The sequence below is a fragment of the Streptococcus mitis genome (assembly GCF_901542415.1).
Taxonomy (GTDB): Bacteria; Bacillota; Bacilli; order Lactobacillales; family Streptococcaceae; genus Streptococcus; species Streptococcus mitis_BL.
This window is the reverse complement of record NZ_CABEHV010000004.1, coordinates 510,252-525,151: the sequence shown is the minus strand read 5'-3', so window position 1 is coordinate 525,151 and position 14,900 is coordinate 510,252. Positions and strand designations below refer to the sequence as shown.

Sequence of the window (14,900 nt, the reverse complement as noted above, 5' to 3'; positions counted from 1 at the left end):
CAAGTGCATTACTGAGTTCATCACATTTATCGACCATCCAGGAGAAATATTCCTCCTGCTTTGATGGGTTGAACACATCAGCCTCACGCTTGTAAATGATGCGTTTTGCCTCGCTGCCTTCCCGGCTGGAATACCAGTCTAGCTTGTCACCGAAGATTTCTTCTATCTCACTCTTCTTACTTTCCAATCTTTCAAATGCATTCTTGGTATAGGCATAGATCAGTAAAGTGAGGTACTTACTTCGTGTCACTGTATACGAAAGATGATAATCTGCTCCATTCACAGGAACATCATACCAGTTCTGTGCTAACGGTTTTCTAAGTGCAATATCGTTATCTCGACCATCTGCCTTGCAGTAATCCACAAAGTTTGCCCAAAATTGAAGCTGAAGTTCACCCAGATCACCCACAGGTTTTGTCACCTGTTTTTCCTTTTTAGATGACTCAGCAGGTTTTTCCTTTTCTTCAGGCAGCGAGGCTGGAATTGCTCTTCCATCGTTTACCCATGTAACATATATAAGTTTATCCATCTGCTGTGAGGTAAAACTGAACTTCCATCGATTTTCCATAAACTCCAGAAGTTTTTTACTTCTTTTATAGATATTACCTGCTGTCCAGTCAATCTCCTGTGCCACTTCAATTTCGGAATGCGATCCATTCTGATATCCTCTTCGTCCTCCATTCTTGGATGTCTTCTTATCTTCAAAGCTGTCATTCTGCAATGCAGAATTGATACTCTGTGAAAGAGGAAGAAGATTTCCAAGAGCACCGGACAGAAAATCAATCTCTTCACTACTAAACTGGCGGAACTGATTACGCCAGTAGTATTTTGATGGAGTCTGTGGAAGGATATGTTCAATAGAAACCTTATCCTTTTCCGTCTTTGTAAACATCTCCCAGCTTACCTTATCCAGGTTATTCTTCTTGGCAAGTTGATACTCATATTCATATAAGAAGTATTTGATGGAATTCCAATAATAGAAACCGCCCTTATTGTCAAAGTGCTTTTCAATCTTTGTTATAAAGTTCGGAAGTGCATACTCGATATTAGCTTCCGTAGTATCATTGATATCATTAATCAAATCATCAATGTCCATTTCCTTAAGGTAAATGCTTCTTGCAGCACGATAATACTCACTGCTTCTGAATGTGGCATTAAAGTAACCAAGACGGAAACAGATAAAGATGAATCTCTCAACCGCTGTAAACAGTTCGATTCTTTTCTCCGGCGACAAGTCCCTTCGACCAATCACTGTCATTATTAAAGGCCTAAAGTGTCCGATTCCTATACGATTCAAACGGTCAACCCATACCTTTTCATCATCAGTAAGGTTATCGCTCTGCATTGGGAAGAAGGTATCATACCAATACTTCACCATGTCCTTAAGGCTGTATACATAGTTCAAAATCTCTGATGGTTCTAATTTAGAAACCTCAACGGTATCTGCTTCGCCAGGTTCGTCCTCAATATCAACATCAGGGTCATACTCACTATCCCCAACAACTGCCGGAAATTCGCCTGATACAACAACGGTCTTCTTTTCAAAAATATTCTTTACTGAGAACTTATTTAATAAGAAGTGGATGTAATCATCACCTTTTCTTCTAGAATAGGCAAAGTAAGCTATCCAATGTGCTCTTAAAAACTCATCATCAGAAAGAGGAGTCTTTTCATTTCTTCCAAGCTGATAATAAACTTCCTTCCACGTATCGTTGATCTGTTTACGAAGATTATCCTTGTCCATCTTATCGAACTTGTCATCAGCATAAAGTGTTGTCAGATATATCAAACGATTCTTCAGCAGTTCCAAATTCGTAAGTTTCTTACCACGATTGTTCATGGTTTCAAAAGCAACAAACACGTCATAATCATCATCGATTTCATGGATGTTGAACATCAATCTCTGAGTTAATTTCAGATACAGTTCATTGATGCCATCCATTCCTTCGTTCTCGTAAAGAGCAACCAGGTTTTCTCTAAAGAAGTTCTTTGCAAATTTAAGATTTCTTGTATAGTACGTTTCATTTACAGTCCCAGAATATGGTTCATTGAAAATTCTATACTGCAGATAATCGGAACTTGGATTATCCACCTCATAGCCGAACAGGTATGTAGTAATCTGTTTATTCGGTGGTCTGTGCTGACAGATATACTTGGAAATGACATCCTCTAATGTTTCGTATCCAAGTACAATGTCTCGGTCAGATAAACCTTCATTTTCCTTTAAGGTTCTGGAGTACTTTACGATTTCATTTAGAAGAATGACAAAGCTGGTAAGTCTCTGCTGTCCATCAACAATGTGGCAAGGTTTCTATCCTTTCGACACCATCCACAGGTCACTACGCCATGATGTTGTCTCGGACGATTTCAGATTTTTTAGAGACAGTAAGCCCGTGTAATGATATCTACCGTCCTGCAAATTAATTAGATCATCCCAGAAATCCGCAAGTTGTGACTGCTGCCATGCGTACCCTCTCTGATAATCTGGTATTCTGAATAATCTGTTTTGAAATAACAGAGATAGTGGTTGAAGTTCATTAGCCATTATTCCTGCCTCCTAACATTCACTTTCGTTACTTGTTTTTATCTGTTCACCATCAGGCAGAATAAAAGATTGCTCAAATGTAACTTCCAACACATCCCCTATCTGTTTCATTTCCTCAAGTGAAACCGTATCCCTTTTAAGTTTCTTTCTAAAGTACTGAGGAGTCTGTCCAATCCTTCTGGCAAGTTCAGATATACTTATATTCTTTTTATTACATAACTCTTTAATCATATCGGATGTTTTCACGTGCTGACCTACATCCACTTAACTAATAAAGCATTTATAATTGTTTCTCAATCCAATTATCAATTCTGTTTTTTATATTGTTATAGTAAGTTTCTGTCCATGATTTTGAATAAGAAGCACTATAATTGTCTATGTATGTACCATCATTTTTTTCCAAATCGAAGACTCTACATTTTCCATTTTCTTTTCTTACAAAGGAATTTTCTAATCCGTACCATTCAACTATTTTATTAAAATCGTACGCGAAGTGTTCCAGCCATTTTGCAGTTCCAGCTTTAGTATAAGTATTTTCTAATCTACAATCAGTTTTACCTTCACATTTTCTTTTCAAATCAAATAACATATGGTCTATCCGGTCATAAAACTTATAGTATCTTGACGTGTTTAATCCTCCCATTTCACAAGGAAAGAAAAAAATCGGTTTACTACGATAATTCTTAAATGTTTCTACAAAATTAGAATTAAAACCTTCATGTTCCTTTATTCGTTTTACGGATAACAAAGCATCACAAGTACATTTCACACCATCGATAGTTTTATACTTGTGAGATTCCAAAGGGTATCCATCAGGGTCTTTATAAAATTCATAAAATACTTCCCAAGCTTTTTCGCTATCTTCGTATTTATTCAAAATACAGTTCATTAAATCAATATCAAATTCAAAAACATCTCTATATGTTAGATTTTCATTTACAAATCCCATTATCATTCCCCACAATATATTTATATATTCATTTCACCTTCATATAGCTTAGTAAGCTACATAATCTCATTTCACCCTTACTTGAAAATTTTAAAAATGTTCCAAATATTGGAATCATTGACAATAGATTGTATAGACTTTTTTTTATTGTTTACCATTTATCTAAGTTTATTAATTTAATCAAATATAACTACCCTATCATTACTGAAGTTATTAAAGGTAAGATTTACTTTATCATAAACTTCCTGAGTTTCCTTATAAATCTTATCAGAAACATATGAAGCTCTCAATTCGGATTTCTCAATAAGCACCCACTTTAACTGAGAGTATGAATATTTTGCAAAAGCAATCCATTGTGCGTAATTTATTGTCATTGGATTTTTTGTAAAGTAGATTTTCCCTGCATTAGCAGATGCGGCTATAGAATGTCCAATAAATAGCATCGTATGTAATTTGGGATGTTTCTCTCTATCCAACGAAAAAGGAATAGAATTTTTTATTGAATGTCCTTCGTTGATTTTCTTAAGGGCGTATCCAATTCTAATTATAACTTCAATAATCATTGTGGAAATAGCCATACTACTAAAATGAATGAAATCATAGCCTTCGTAATACATTCCTTGTACTATTTCTGCTATTGTTTGATCCTCGTCACCAATTTTTCCAAACTGAAGCAAATTAAATAATCCCATCAATGGTGCAGGTAATCCCATTGATGTCGTAATATCAGATTTAAAATGAATTATCTGCTTCGCTATTGCTGCAAAAATATCACTTTCTTTTCTATCTGTGTAGTTCTCCATAAATTGAGAAACTATTTTTCCAGTTTTATCAATAGTAGTCATCTTACCATTTAGAATATCACATACACCAATTACTAAACCAAGAAGTGGATCATGTCCAAGAGATAACAATCTATGATAATATGCAGATAGTCCATTAACATTTACTTTAGTATGACGATTATCTTGAGCATCAAAAGGAACTTTACTGACCTTTGAATTTGCCAACTTTTCCATTTCTTCTTCAGGAAATCGTTGATTAAACCAGTCTCTTACATAATTAGATAAAGGGCCACCTTTTAAACCATTCGGAGTTTTCTCAGGTATTCCAATTAAAAGAATATCAACAATCGCTGCTAATATACCAGCTCCTGCACAAATCGATATATCAATTTTATCAAGTTTATGAATGTTGTTAAAATCATCCTGCAATGATTGAATAACTGTCTGATTAAGTTCCAATTCTTCATTTGTGAAGAGTGCATCTAGTTCATTCATTGAACCAACTTCGCACTCCGCTTTTATTACTAAGTCTTCCCATTTAGGTACAACGATAGTTTGTTTATTAGTTTCGGTATCTAGTATTGGTAAATCAGACAGAGTATAGCCTAGCTCTCTCAATAATTTTTCGCTTTCCTCTATACGTTCTTCTGCAATAGACATATCGGGTCTGTTTATTAAATCTAACTCTTTGGTTTGATGAGTTAAAATATTATTGAATTTTTGTTCTTCATCAGAATAAATGAATTTACTCATTGTTAGTCCCCTAAATCGTTTTTCAAATCTTTAATTGCTTGAGTTAGGAGGATATTTAAACTCTGTAAATAATCTAGGCGTTCCTTATCAGCATCTGCCTCAGTTTTCAGAGCTTGTATAATAGCTTCATGTTTTTGCAATGCTTCTTTATATAACCGTTCTTTTTCCTGTTTAAGTTGTTTATTTTTTAGATTAGAAGCTAATAATATACCGCCTCCGGCTAATACAACGACTGGAGCAGCCATTACAAACACTCCAGCTACCATACCACCTCCAACGACACCGCCAATAGCTGCAAGACCTGAAGTAATGCCAGCCGCTGATAACCCTACAGTACCTAAACCATAAAGAGCTGCGAATGAACCTATCCCACCAATACCTGCCCCCAATGCACCAGCTAACACTTCTGGAATTTATTGTACGTGTTTTATCATTAAGAGCTGCCGCTGCTTCATTAATTATGTTTACAACTTGTTGTAGTGATTCTACATTTTGAAATACTGCTTCTTTACTCATAAAAAATCCTCAATCTTTTATTATTTTAATTATACCATGTATAAATTGAAAAACTGCAACATAAAAGTTACAGTCTAACAATATTTATCCCAAAACAGTGTAATGAATTATACCCTATCCTTTATCAGTCACGAGAAATACTCACACATCAACATGATGCATCTGCGGGACGAGTCTGGGACAATAGTCTCTTGTCTTCAAAAAAAGCAACGGATTTGCCGTTGCTTTTTTGCATGGTTGCGATAGTCTTGGTAAAATAGAATTGCCCAATAAACCATTTAGAAAGGCTATCCCATGCATATTCACTATAACACAAATCAAACAACTTTACCACTAGAAATCAGTTCTTTATTGCTTCAAGATCATCTCGTCTTTACTATTGAAAAAGTGGTGAATACCTTGGAAGATAGTCACTTCCATGCCTTCTATCATGCCTTTGGTCGCCCGTCTTATCACCCTAAAATGCTTGTATCTGCTCTTCTATTTGCCTATTCACAAGGAATTTTCTCTGGTCGAAAAATTGAAAAAATGATGATTGAAAATCTGGCTATGCAGTACCTAACAGGACAGTTGATTGTCAGCTATCGCACCATCAATCGTTTTCGTGTAGCTGAAGGGATGGAAGAACTCATTCGTAATCTTTTCATTGACCTCAATCTTCGTTTAAAAATGGAAGAGTTAGTGATCTTAGATTGCTTGTTTATTGATGGGACTAAGATTGAAGCTAATGCCAACAAGTATAGTTTCGTGTGGAAGAAAGCGACAGAGAAATTCTCCGCCAAACTTCAAGAACAGATACAAGTCTATTTTCAAGAAGAAATCACTCCCCTTATCCATCAAGCTATCGAACTGGATACACAAGATCCTATCTCCTCAGAGCAGTTGCTTGCATTCGCTCAAGTCCTTGAAGAAGAATTGGAAAAACTGAACCAGGGCATTGAGGAGACACCCGTTAAAGGAAAGGATGAACGTAAAACCCAGCGTCGTAAACTCAAGAAAGTCTTGCGTAAAGTCAAGGATGATTTTTCAGTACGTGCTGAAAAATATGAGAACTATCAGGAGACATTTCAAGGGCGTAACAGTTTTTCCAAAACCGATCCAGATGCTACTTTTATGCGCATGAAAGAAGATTATATGAAAAATGGCCAACTCAAGGCTGCTTATAATCTTCAAATCGCTACTGAAAACCAATTTGTTCTTCACTATGATGTCTTCTCAAATCCGACAGACACTAAAACTCTTCTGCCATTCCTTGAAACCTATCCGCATGACTTGAAGACAGTTGTCGCAGATGCTGGATATGGAAGTGAAGAGAACCTCCTTCGTTTAGATGAAAAGAAGGTGAACCATCTGATTAAATATGCCATGTTTGATAAGGAACAGAAGAGAGGGTATAAACAGTCAGCTAGAAACTTAGCGAATTGGCACTATGATGACAAGGAGGATAGCTACACGCATCCTGAAGGGTGGTACTATCGTTTTCACCATATCAAACATCAGAAAACACAGACGGGCTTTCAACAGGAAATCAAGGTTTACTACGCTGATGAACCTGAATCAGCCCCTCAAAAGGGACTGTATATGAACGAACGCTATCAAAACTTGAAAGCTAAAGAATGTCAGGTGCTTTTATCTCCCGAAGGTAGACAGATTTTCTCTCAACGTAAGATTGATGTGGAACCTGTCTTTGGGCAGATAAAGGCTTGTTTGGGTTACAAGAGATGTAATCTGAGAGGGAAGCGTCAAGTGAGAATTGACATGGGACTAGTACTCATGGCCAATAACCTCCTAAAATACAATAAGAGAACGACTCAAAATTAAAAAGCTAGAGTTCCGCAATTGGAAATCTCTAGCTTTTTGTGGTTAAGAACTATTTTGTCTCAGGCTCGGATTAACTACGTTTCTCCAACAAGCTCACACACTCAACATGCGTTGTTTTCTTTATTTGTACACTTTTTTTCTTCATCGGTTACGGAATTAAAACACAATTTATCATTATCTATTTTAGCATTCTTTCTTTTAGATTTGTAAGATTTTGCATCTTTAGTCGAAGAATCTCCCGTTTTAAAAATTATAGTCAACATTGCTGGATCAATTTCTCCATCAGAATTTATTCCGCCTACTATTATTTTTTCAACGATACTTTCAAAAATATCCTTGTCAAACTCCGTCAAAGTTTTTTGTGAAGTTAAAATTTCTTTAAAATTCTCTAATCTACTTTTTATATCAACTTCTGATTTTAAAGTTACTTCTAAGTTTACTTTTTCTTCTAAAAGTTTTTCTTTCTCAATTTGTATTTGATTGAATTTATCTTCATATACAGAATCACTTATTTTTCCATCTAGATTCATTGAAACTAATTTTTCTTCTTTTTTGTACAACGAATTTAATTTACTAACTATCTTTGTCAACTCCACTTTTAAGGTATCATCAGTAAGCTCTTCTTTTATAATTTCAAGAAAGTCTTCAGTTAGGTTATTATTTTCATAAAACAACTGTTGGTAGCTCTGTAAAAAAGCATTTTCTATTGCTTTTTCCTCTATTCCTTTACTATGAGTGCAATACTTTTTACCTCTCTTTATAGATGTTGTACAGTGCCAAATAATCTTTTTGTACTCTGAACTAGAGTGCCAACTTCTTCTAGACAGAACAGTACCACAAAAACCACATTCTAATCTACTGCTAAAAGGGTACATTCTTGAATATCTTTCTCGTTTACCTTTTATATTTGCTATGGTTTTTTTGTTTCCTGATCTCCGTAATCGAATTTCTTGCGCCTGTGTAAAAATTTCTGGACTAATTATCGCATCATGATTATTTTTAATGTAGTATTTATCTTCTTCACCGAAATTTATTAAACGTCTCTTACTAATGGGGTCAACAGTGAAAGTTTTTCCCATTAGAATATCACCTTTATACTTCTCGTTTTTAATAATTCCTAAAACTGTTGTATCTTGCCAGTGATCAAGACCTCTCGGAGTTTTATAACCTAGTTCATCAAGTTCTCTAGCTATTGCCCTACCCCCAATACCATCAATGTATCGTTCAAAAATATAACGTACTATCTTGGCTTCTTTTTCATTTATTGATATCTACTTTGTATCTTGATTATAGTCATAACCAAGACAACCTTGAAAACCAATAAGTTCTCCACGTTGCATCTTCATTTTTAAACCCTTTTTAACATGGGCAGATGTATTTTCAACTTCCTGTTGAGCCACTGAACTTAATATCGTCAATAGTAACTCACCATCCATAGTTAAAGTATCAATATTTTCTTCTTCGAAAAATACACCAATTTGTTTATCTTTGAGCAAACGAACATATTTGAGAGTATCTAATGTATTTCTAGCAAAGCGAGCAATGGCTTTGGTAATGATATAGTCTATTTTTCCATCAAGGCAATCTGAAATCAATCTTTGAAAATCTTGTCTTTTTCCAACTTGAGTTCCTGAAATCCCTTCATCAGCATAAATGTCAACCAAAATCCAATCTTGGTGCTGTGATATATACTCTCTATAATGACGAACTTGAGAATCATAGCTATTTTTTTGATCATCACTATCGGAACTAACACGACAATATGCTGCTACTCTCCTCGATAAAGAACCACTATTATCATTTCTTCTAGTTACTAAAGGATTTGCTTTTATAATTTCAACGTTGTTTGACATGGCTTAACCTCCTATTTCTCTGCATTTATTTTACCGCAACCAATAAAAAAGGTCAGCTAATTTGTGTATATTTTACGCAGTTTCAGCTTTATTTTTTCATATTCTTTTTCGCTAATAAGTTTTTTTAAGAATAATAGATTTAGCATCTCTAGCTCGACTATATAATTTTCTAAATTTGATTTCAAAAAATCACTTCCCTTTTATCTTTTATCAATCTCCTCCATGGCATGACTGATGAAGTCATCATAAGAATTTCACTTGCTGCTCTTTTACGTTGGCAGCCTGAACGGTCAGAAGTATCATTGTATATCATTTGTATCATGGCATATAAAGTATCGCTCTATTTTATTGATGGTTTTAATATCGCTCTTATCATGGCGAGCCATTCAAAACTGCTCCACAAATGAGGAAAGTACCATTTTGGACTATTCAATTGTCAATGTGCTTTCTTAACCTACTACTTTTTGGAGTAATGGTCTTCTTTATTATCCACTCGACCTACAAGGTAATCTAGACTCACCTTATAAAAATCTGCAAGTTTGATAAGGTCATTTATAGAGATTAGCCTGCTACCAGCTTCCATTTTAGAATAAGATGATCTTGTACAATTCAAAACGATTTTCGCAATATATTCTTGTGTCAAATCATCATCTTCACGTAAATCTCTAATCCTTTTCAACATTTGTTGTCTCCTAAAACAAGTATAATATAGTTATTTTCTTATTTTTAAATATGTGACAAATTGGCACATGAAACTATTCTATATATAATTTTTAGGAAACTGTTTACTCTAAATGTATCTCATTTTCCTCAATAGATTTCATATTTTGTTTTTTCTTATATTTCTTTATTGTTTTATTAAACATTTCAAATAAATTTATTGCTTCTCTATGTTGTTCCTTCAGTTTTTCAATTCTTCCTTTATAGAAGTATAAATCCTTCTCTATTATATCTACTGAACTTTTACCTTGAATACTATTTTCTAAATTGCTAGAACTATTTGTCGTATCATTCAACAATACTTCTTCTAAATTAGTTAAATCATTAATTTTATTTTGAACTTGTTCAATCATATTCTCTAGATATGATATTTGGGCAATGAAATCATTTGTTATATCTTCAAAATCATTCGGACTATTTTCCTCAGATATAAGAAAATCTAATTGTTCTATTTTTTCTTTAATTTTGCTTAGAGGAATTCTTCTATACATATACTGCGGTTCATACTGAACATTAAATTGCCTAATCAAAGTTTTACCTTTCATAAAGCGATTTTTTTCTGCTGAATCTTTATGATATACATAGTAAGAACTAGTTTCTCTGAGAAATACTTTAACTTTTTCTTCTTCCATATTGATTTGAATATTTGGTACAAAAATAAGTCCTTCTTGTCGGATACCAAACTGTACCTTAATGTAAATTCCATCGTCTACTACTTCTTCTATTTGATTAAGATTCAACTCTACTTCAAACTCATGAACAGTATCCCTATTTCTCTTGAAATCTTGATAGGATTTCCATAACACCTCTTCTGTCGGCAACTCTTTTTCTTTAATTAGCTTTTCTTTATTGTAAAGTTCAACTAAATTTTTATTATCTAAGACAAAAGTTTCATTTTTGTTATTAAAATAGTCTTGAAAATAACTAACACTGTACTGATTCGTTTTTCCCAATTCCTGCTCTGAAAGCTTAATCCCATTAAATTCAAATAGAACATGTTTTTCTTTCGGAATTATTTTTAAGTCAAAAAATTCTGCTTGTTGAATCAATTCATTCATATTCTTCATTTTCGGAAGTAGAAATTCTAAGATGTTTATAATTTCCCTTTGAACAAACTTTTGCTTAAAATAAGTTTCATTATAAGGTTGTTTTCTATTCAATTTATCATCACGTATGACTTGTTTCATATTTGAATCAGTCATAAAAAAAGTAACATGCTTGTGTCTAAAATCAATTTTTAAATGTAAAGCTTTTGCTTTTTTCCTGAAATCTTCAAAATTTTTCGAGTTCTCTATTAGAAAATATACTCGTTGTTTTATTTCATATTTGTAATTGGTTTTTCGATAAACTTCATACTGACGATGCGAATAACGATTTTCTATAATCTTTGCACCTGCAATTTTTGAGAGACGATCTGAAACCATTCGTAGATTACGTTCTGACTTATAATTCCATAGAAACTTTTTATCAGAATTCTGATCAATTGAATTTAGAATGATGTGATTGTGGATATGACCTTTATCGACATGTGTTGCTACGATAAAACGAAATCTACCTCCTGTCAACTCTTTAACTGTCTCATAACCAATCCGATTGATTTGTTCGGGAGTAAGATGGTCATCTGGAGCAAAAGACTGAATGATATGATGAGAATGAATTTTTCGTTGATTTACTTCTTGCCTATCATGACGAAATTCATAAAGACCATCATTACTTAAAAAATTATCATTGTACATCTTCACTAGTTCTTTATAACTAGGAAAATCTAAATAATTTCTCATACCAAAATCTGAAACTAGTGCTAGATTTTTTGTTTTACTTGGATTCAAAATATATTTGATTAGTTTACTACGATAATTTTTTCCATGAATCGCAAAGTGTTTAGTGATGACCATAAAATTTCCTCAATTTTTCAGATTGAATAAGAAAATCTTTCTCCACTTCTACTATTAACTCTTCTATACCTTTTCTCAATTCATTTAACTCAACTTCCGTTATTAAATTCGAATAATTTATGCTTCTGGCTATTTGATTAATATTATTTCCGATTCGTTTTAATTCAAAAATCAAATTTTGATAACCAGTTGTATCAATGGTGATGAAATTCATGCCAGGGTCAAGTAGGGTTCGTCGAGCATATTCTGAAAAAGATTGACAACCGCTTTGGTCGATACAATGTTTCAACTGACTCAATTCGCTATCAGACAGAAACACTTTCTTGAGATTGGTTCGGTAACGATGTTCCATGTACTCACCTCATGTATTTATCACGGAAGTCTTGGCTGAGGGGAATGGAGTTTCCAACTTCTTTAATCAGCTCCTGTACGCAGGTTAAGAGAATAGATACATGATCTTGGGTAACTTGATGTTCGGACTGTGCTATTATTAAAACATCATGAACGTCACGACTGATTTGTTCTAGTTTTTGGGATTGCCAGAGGGCAAACCACTTTTCAGCAGTCATTTCAAACTCTTCCTCCAGCAATTTATTTCGAGCAAAGGGCGAAAAATGTTTAAATCCCTTATTTTTCATTATCACTTCAATCATTTCCAATTCATTTGCGGTTAAATTAACCTCTTTGCGAATGTCTCTGTATTGTTCTGACATACTATTTCCTCACTTTCATCAATGGTTGGACAATCCCCGACCCCGTATTAACCACGGGAAACTTGCAAAGACAAAATCTATCATCTTGTAAGGCTTTGCGAGCTCAGATATTGTGTCCACAATATCCCAAAAATCATATCGCCTGCCATTTCAAACCTCACGGTTCAAAAAACAAACGATATGAAAATGTGGTGGCACGCCCCCAAACCCCCAAGATAAATCTAAATTAAAAAAAGTATAACAAATACTTTTTGATAAAATTATCACAGAAAAAGAGCCCTGTCGGACTCTTACAAACTAAAACAATGTCTCTGATATTCATACTGTCTAATGCCACTACTGTCTTTGTTCATCTTGATAGAAAAAACAAAATAATGGTCACGACCGTCTAAAGATTTGCTTTTGTTAAGTTTAAAATAATGTTTTTGAGACATAGCCATTGTGCGTAAAATATCATCAGTGATAAATGTTAATGGTATATCTAGAGCGGAATATTTGTAAAAATCTGACTCAAACCGTAAATAAGAATCAGAAAAATAATCCAGCTGTAATTTATCATCATATAATTCTTTACGATTCATATAAATCCACCCCTTCTATCTGGATATCGAGTATATCTTCCCATCTTAATCGAAGAAAACCAGTGTCTGATTTTATAGATATAAACTCTTTTCCAATCTCTTTAACAATACCTGATACTACTTTTCTTTGATTAGAAAACTTAAAAACAAAAGTTGCAGGGAATACATTCGTATAAAGTTGACGAACAAATAGAACTTTCTCTTCCAATGTTAGGGAAATGGAGATATCTTCTTTATTTTTTTCTGCCCAAAGAGAACTGGAATGTTCTGATAAAAAGAAGCCCATCCACTTAGCCATGCCACGGTCCTGATATACTCGGGCAGACTCAAAAGGTAAATAAGAACGATTCATCATTTTAGTCCATCTAATCCTCCAGCTGAATGACCACCAATGAGTTTACTTCTTGCAATTGTTCTAGAAGCTTGATCTAAGGCATTTCCTTTCAAAAGTGAAGTAAAACCAAATTCTGTTCGAATAGCATCGATTGCGGACTGGAGCCTTTCTTCTTTTTCTATTTTTTCAATATCATCAAATAATGAAATCAATCCAAAGGATTCATCCACTAAACTGGAATAATTCACTGCCACATTCCTGATAGCCCCGGAAGTATATTTAGTGTGAAATAACTTTAAAACATAGTTTGTCAGCAGTGCTGTTTGATTGGTCGGTTCAATCTTCATTTGAGTATGAATAGACCGCTTCTGTTCCACTTTAGAATACCCCAAGTGTATAGAAACTACTGTTGCTTTTTTACCTGCTCTTCTCAATCTAACCGCAACTTGTTCTGCCATTTCACGAAGTATAATTTCAATATCTCTTTGCTTTATATAATCTCTAGGTAAAACTTGCGAGTTCCCTATTCCTTTTGATTTTGGCTTATAAGGTTTATGAACATTGCTTTCATCAATCCCATTGGCATGAAACCATAACTCTAGTCCCATAATCCCAAGCTCTTTTTTAATCAAGTCAGGATTAGCCTTTGCCAATTCTTTAATCGAAAAGATGCCTAAACCATGTAATCTCTTCTCCATCCGATTTCCAATTCCCCAGAAATCTGTCATTTTAGAAATAGTCCATACTTTCTTTTCGACATCCTCATAGGACCAATTGGCTCTCATTGTCGGAGTTTTTTTAGCTTCATTATCTAGTGCTAACTTAGCTAATAAGGGATTGGAATTAGACATGCCTACAGTTGAATAGATTCCTGTTTTTCTCCAAATCTTTTTTTGAATAGCAGCCGAAATAATATCTAATTTATCTTTCCTACTAATTCTTCTATCTGGCACAAAATAATTTAATGAACTGGTTAAATCAATAAATCCTTCATCAATTGAGTAGGGATAAATATCGTCTGGTGCCGCAAAATCTTGAAAGATTTTTTGAATCTCCATATTGACTGCAATATAAGTATCCATTCTCGGAGGAACAATCACTGTTGATTTTGCCCATTCTTCTATATAACGAACATAATCTATCGTTGTCGGTAAGCCTTGTTTTCTAGCATTATAGTAAGAAAATTTTCGAGTCTTTACATCAAATGGTAAATCATAGGAACGTCCAACATTTGATTTCCCAAATACCTTTTTAAACATAGGAGAGGAAGCAAGGATTAAACCAGCAGAATTATCTGCACGACTCATAACACAAAGTGAAGTCTTAAGTGGATGCAGGCCTCTATCTACACATTCTACACTTGCGTAAAAAGATTTCATATCAATAAAGGCAATGTCACTTTTAGGTTCGAGACTATAATCAAACCAACTCATAC

13 protein-coding genes and 2 pseudogenes are annotated in these 14,900 nt (G+C 34.0%); 1 reads left to right on the top strand and 14 read right to left on the bottom strand.

Going from position 1 to position 14,900, the window contains the following annotated elements; genetic code table 11:
* Window positions 1-10 precede the first annotated feature (10 nt).
* From FQT24_RS11005 to FQT24_RS11000, 6 genes and pseudogenes are all read right to left on the bottom strand, one after another.
* Window positions 11-2,545, bottom strand: a pseudogene (locus FQT24_RS11005) (DUF4268 domain-containing protein); the annotation flags it as partial.
* A gap of 12 nt (window positions 2,546-2,557) precedes the next feature.
* Window positions 2,558-2,791: a helix-turn-helix domain-containing protein gene (locus FQT24_RS02890; protein WP_143953012.1), complete on the bottom strand. Its 234-nt coding sequence runs from the start codon at window positions 2,789-2,791 to the stop codon at window positions 2,558-2,560.
* A 34-nt stretch (window positions 2,792-2,825) separates the two neighbouring features.
* Window positions 2,826-3,494 carry a hypothetical protein gene (locus FQT24_RS02885; RefSeq protein ID WP_143952102.1) on the bottom strand — a complete coding sequence of 223 codons (669 nt, stop codon included), beginning with the start codon at window positions 3,492-3,494 and terminating at the stop codon, window positions 2,826-2,828.
* Between the two features lie 176 nt (window positions 3,495-3,670).
* Window positions 3,671-5,032: a hypothetical protein gene (locus FQT24_RS02880; RefSeq protein ID WP_143952101.1), complete on the bottom strand. Its 1,362-nt coding sequence runs from the start codon at window positions 5,030-5,032 to the stop codon at window positions 3,671-3,673.
* Between the two features lie 2 nt (window positions 5,033-5,034).
* The gene (locus tag FQT24_RS02875; RefSeq protein WP_260666117.1) at window positions 5,035-5,436 is read right to left on the bottom strand and encodes a hypothetical protein; all 402 of its coding nucleotides are present in this window, start codon (window positions 5,434-5,436) and stop codon (window positions 5,035-5,037) included.
* Window positions 5,437-5,696: 260 nt separating this feature from the next.
* Window positions 5,697-5,882: a hypothetical protein gene (locus tag FQT24_RS11000; protein WP_143952100.1), complete on the bottom strand. Its 186-nt coding sequence runs from the start codon at window positions 5,880-5,882 to the stop codon at window positions 5,697-5,699.
* Between FQT24_RS11000 and FQT24_RS02865 the strand changes: the two genes are divergently transcribed.
* The gene (locus FQT24_RS02865) at window positions 5,843-7,369 is read left to right on the top strand and encodes an IS1182 family transposase (protein ID WP_143952099.1); all 1,527 of its coding nucleotides are present in this window, start codon (window positions 5,843-5,845) and stop codon (window positions 7,367-7,369) included. The genes FQT24_RS11000 and FQT24_RS02865 overlap by 40 nt on opposite strands.
* Before the next feature lie 101 nt (window positions 7,370-7,470).
* On the opposite strand, the pseudogene FQT24_RS02860 reads toward FQT24_RS02865, so the two are convergent.
* The 8 genes and pseudogenes from FQT24_RS02860 to FQT24_RS02825 form a co-directional block, all read right to left on the bottom strand.
* A pseudogene (locus tag FQT24_RS02860) lies at window positions 7,471-9,222 on the bottom strand (recombinase family protein).
* A gap of 457 nt (window positions 9,223-9,679) precedes the next feature.
* The gene (locus tag FQT24_RS02855) at window positions 9,680-9,904 is read right to left on the bottom strand and encodes a helix-turn-helix domain-containing protein (protein ID WP_000919629.1); all 225 of its coding nucleotides are present in this window, start codon (window positions 9,902-9,904) and stop codon (window positions 9,680-9,682) included.
* A gap of 103 nt (window positions 9,905-10,007) precedes the next feature.
* Window positions 10,008-11,837, bottom strand: a complete 1,830-nt coding sequence (locus FQT24_RS02850) for an SAG1250 family conjugative relaxase (protein ID WP_129312890.1) — start codon at window positions 11,835-11,837, stop codon at window positions 10,008-10,010.
* Window positions 11,824-12,189 (bottom strand): MobC family plasmid mobilization relaxosome protein, encoded by a 366-nt coding sequence (locus tag FQT24_RS02845; RefSeq protein WP_005590092.1) that lies wholly within the window; start codon window positions 12,187-12,189, stop codon window positions 11,824-11,826. Before FQT24_RS02845 ends, FQT24_RS02850 begins: the two co-directional genes overlap by 14 nt.
* 4 nt (window positions 12,190-12,193) lie before the next feature.
* Window positions 12,194-12,550: an SAG1252 family conjugative relaxosome accessory protein gene (locus FQT24_RS02840; RefSeq protein WP_005590090.1), complete on the bottom strand. Its 357-nt coding sequence runs from the start codon at window positions 12,548-12,550 to the stop codon at window positions 12,194-12,196.
* Window positions 12,551-12,840: 290 nt separating this feature from the next.
* The gene (locus FQT24_RS02835; protein ID WP_001080186.1) at window positions 12,841-13,131 is read right to left on the bottom strand and encodes a DUF5960 family protein; all 291 of its coding nucleotides are present in this window, start codon (window positions 13,129-13,131) and stop codon (window positions 12,841-12,843) included.
* The gene (locus FQT24_RS02830) at window positions 13,121-13,486 is read right to left on the bottom strand and encodes a hypothetical protein (RefSeq protein ID WP_061425186.1); all 366 of its coding nucleotides are present in this window, start codon (window positions 13,484-13,486) and stop codon (window positions 13,121-13,123) included. Before FQT24_RS02830 ends, FQT24_RS02835 begins: the two co-directional genes overlap by 11 nt.
* Window positions 13,483-14,898, bottom strand: a complete 1,416-nt coding sequence (locus tag FQT24_RS02825; RefSeq protein WP_061425187.1) for a Y-family DNA polymerase — start codon at window positions 14,896-14,898, stop codon at window positions 13,483-13,485. Before FQT24_RS02825 ends, FQT24_RS02830 begins: the two co-directional genes overlap by 4 nt.
* Between the last annotated feature and the right edge of the window lie 2 nt (window positions 14,899-14,900).

Bases quoted from the DNA above. Each gene is read 5' to 3' on its own strand.
- FQT24_RS02885 (WP_143952102.1), bottom strand. From the start codon at position 3,494: ATGGGATTTGTAAATGAAAATCTAACATATAGAGATGTTTTTGAATTT.
- FQT24_RS02880 (WP_143952101.1), bottom strand. From the start codon at position 5,032: ATGAGTAAATTCATTTATTCTGATGAAGAACAAAAATTCAATAATATT.
- FQT24_RS02865 (WP_143952099.1), top strand. From the start codon at position 5,843: ATGCATATTCACTATAACACAAATCAAACAACTTTACCACTAGAAATC.
- FQT24_RS02855 (WP_000919629.1), bottom strand. From the start codon at position 9,904: ATGTTGAAAAGGATTAGAGATTTACGTGAAGATGATGATTTGACACAA.
- FQT24_RS02850 (WP_129312890.1), bottom strand. From the start codon at position 11,837: ATGGTCATCACTAAACACTTTGCGATTCATGGAAAAAATTATCGTAGT.
- FQT24_RS02845 (WP_005590092.1), bottom strand. From the start codon at position 12,189: ATGGAACATCGTTACCGAACCAATCTCAAGAAAGTGTTTCTGTCTGAT.
- FQT24_RS02840 (WP_005590090.1), bottom strand. From the start codon at position 12,550: ATGTCAGAACAATACAGAGACATTCGCAAAGAGGTTAATTTAACCGCA.
- FQT24_RS02835 (WP_001080186.1), bottom strand. From the start codon at position 13,131: ATGAATCGTAAAGAATTATATGATGATAAATTACAGCTGGATTATTTT.
- FQT24_RS02830 (WP_061425186.1), bottom strand. From the start codon at position 13,486: ATGATGAATCGTTCTTATTTACCTTTTGAGTCTGCCCGAGTATATCAG.
- FQT24_RS02825 (WP_061425187.1), bottom strand. From the start codon at position 14,898: ATGAGTTGGTTTGATTATAGTCTCGAACCTAAAAGTGACATTGCCTTT.